Origin of the sequence: Streptomyces aurantiacus JA 4570, from assembly GCF_000414115.1 — a bacterium.
In the GTDB taxonomy this organism is placed as follows: domain Bacteria; phylum Actinomycetota; class Actinomycetes; order Streptomycetales; family Streptomycetaceae; genus Streptomyces; species Streptomyces aurantiacus_A.
The window spans coordinates 1-2,747 of record NZ_AOPZ01000357.1; the positions used below are offsets into that span (position 1 = coordinate 1).

General features: G+C 70.8%; 2 protein-coding genes. One reads left to right on the forward strand and one right to left on the reverse strand.

Going from position 1 to position 2,747, the window contains the following annotated elements:
- Nucleotides 1-297 precede the first annotated feature (297 nt).
- Entirely contained in the window at nucleotides 298-1,149 is an 852-nt protein-coding gene (locus STRAU_RS29700; RefSeq protein ID WP_158692155.1) for a hypothetical protein, read from the reverse strand.
- Between STRAU_RS29700 and STRAU_RS29705 the strand changes: the two genes are divergently transcribed.
- Nucleotides 1,112-2,747 (forward strand): acyl-CoA dehydrogenase family protein (locus STRAU_RS29705; protein ID WP_259300013.1); only part of this gene is annotated, 1,636 nt, incomplete at its 3' end. The genes STRAU_RS29700 and STRAU_RS29705 overlap by 38 nt on opposite strands.

A 2,747-nucleotide genomic window follows, 5' to 3' on the forward strand; every position in this document is an offset into this window, starting at 1 on the left:
GCCCGCGACCCCGCCGCAGGCCACCGCACCCCCGGCAGAACCCGGGCCCGGCCCGCGCACAGGCCGCCGACACACCCGCCCCGAACACACCCCGCCCCCCGCACCGCACCGGGCACCCCGGGCAGGCGGCAGAAGGGTGCAGCGGGCACCCGGCGGGGCCCGGCACACACCGCCCCGCATCCCTTGCAAAAAACCGGTGGGTCCGTATCTTTATGGGCCTGAACTCCCGTCAACCATCAGCCCGATGACTTCACGGAGAGGTTCCATGACCCTGCTGACGTTCCAGAAGAACGCGGATCAGCGCACCGGGAACCCCAGGAACTGCCCACCCCACCCCCGCGCCGGCGACCCGCACCGCACCACACCGCCCAGCCAGACCCGCCACACCCAAGCCCCCAAAACCGGCACCACCCCCCACCCCGCCCACACCCCGCCCGGCGAAACCCCACACGCCAGGCACACCGCGGAAACCGCGGAAACCGCGGAAGCCAGGGAAGGCGCGGAAGCCAGGGAAGGTGCGGAGGCCGGAGAAGCCGGGGAAACCGCAGAGGCCACGACAACCGGGGCAACCCAGACGGCCGGCCAGACCGGGACAGCCGACCAGAGCGCGACGGCCGGGCAGAGCGCGACGGCCGGGCAGAGCGGGACGGCCGGGCCGACGGCCGACCGGAGCGGGACGGCCGGGAGCGCGAAGAACGCGAGCGCCACCAGGACCCGGGCCGCCGCGAAGACCCGGACCGCCCTCAAGGCCCGGACCGCGGCGAAGTCCCGGACGGCCGCGAAGACTTGGACGGCCCCACAGAACGGGACCACCACGAAAACCAAGACTGCCGCAAGCACCCCGACCGCCACGAAGATCCCGACCGCCACGAAGAGCGGGACCGCCGCGAAGACCCCGACCGCCGCGAAGACCCAGACCGTCACGAAAGTCCGGGCCGTCACGGAGAACGCGGAGACCCGGACCGCCACAAAGGCGCGGACCGCCACGGACAACGGGACCGCCACGAAGAGCGGGACCGCCACGGAGGCGCGGACGGCCGTCAAGACGCGGACCGCCACGAAGACTTGGACGGCCGCCGAGCCCCAGGCAGTCACAAAGACCAAGACAGCCATGGACAACGCAGTGGCCGCGAAGACCCGGACCGCCACGAACCACAGGACCGCCGCGAAGAGCGGGGCGGCCACAAAGACGCGGACGGCCGCGGCGAGCGGGACGGCCCTGCTAGCCGGTCAGGAACCGACCGCCGGCCAGGACCCGCCGGCCGGCCACAGCACGACGGCCGAGATGGCCGCACACCTGTCGGCCCTCCTCTTCGACGACAGCCACCACCACAGCACCCACCCCAACAGCCACAACACCACCCACAACAGCCCCAGCACCTGCACCCGAGACGGCAGCAGCGGCGACGACAGCAGCAGCAACGGCAACAGTCACGGCAGCGACAACGGCGGCAGCAGCAGCGGCAGCGGTGACAGCAGCAGCGGCCGCGGCGACGGCGGCGACGGTGGCGGGCACGCCCACGCCCTGTGGCGCCAACTCGTCTCCCGCAAGGAATTCACCTACACACCCGGCCTGGACCACACCCAGCGCACCGCCCAGTCCTACCAACGACTGCGCCTGGTCAACGACCTCGTCGACGCCACCGCCCTGGCCCGCGACCCCGCCCGCCTGGCCGCCCTGCACGAATGGATCGGCTTCGCCGACGGCGGCCTGTGCACCCTGGCCAGCATCCACTACAACCTCTTCCTCGGCAGCCTCATAGACCACGACAACCCCGACCACCCCCGCGACCTCACCGACTACACCACCCTGCGCCGCACCGGCACCTTCCTGTGCACCGAACTCGACCACGGCAACGACGCCGCCGCCCTGGAAACCACCGCCCACCACAACCCCGCAACCGGCGGCTTCACCCTCCACACCCCCACCCCCGGCGCCGCCAAATTCATGCCCAACACCAGCACCACCGGCGGCCCCAAAACCGGCCTCGTCGCCGCCCGCCTCATCACCCACAACCAAGACCACGGCGTCTTCCTCTTCCTCACCCCCCTCAGCGACGAAAACGGCCTCCTCCCCGGCATCACCGTCACCCCCCTACCCCCCAGCAACGGCCCCACCATCGACCACAGCCTCACCACCTTCCACCACGTCCCCCTCCCCCGCGAAGCCCTCCTCGAAGCCGACCACGGCCGCCTCAACCCCGACGGCACCCTCACCACCAACCTCGGCAACCCCCGCAAACGCTTCCTGACCTCCATCAACCGCGTCACCACCGGCAAACTCTGCATGAGCGCCGGCTGCCTCGGCATGGCCCGCGCCGCCCTCGCCATCGCCGTCCAATACGCCCACACCCGCCACACCAGCGGCCCCCGCCCCGGCCAACGCATCCCCCTCGCCCACCACCACACCCACCACAGCCGCCTCCTCGACAAAATCGCCACCGCCTACGCCCTCACCTTCCTCCACCGCACCACCCTCACCCAATACCTCAACCACACCCACGAAAACCGCACCCAAACCGAACGCCACATCGCCATCACCAAAGCCTTCATCACCTGGCAAGCCCGCGACATCACCACCGAATCCCGCGAACGCTGCGGCGCCCAAGGACTCTTCCCCCACAACGGAATCGCCGACCTCACCCACAACATCGAAGGCGGCATCACCGCCGAAGGCGACAACCTCGTCATCTGGACCAAAGCCGCCGCCGAAATGATCCTCCACCACACCCCCCAACCCACCCACC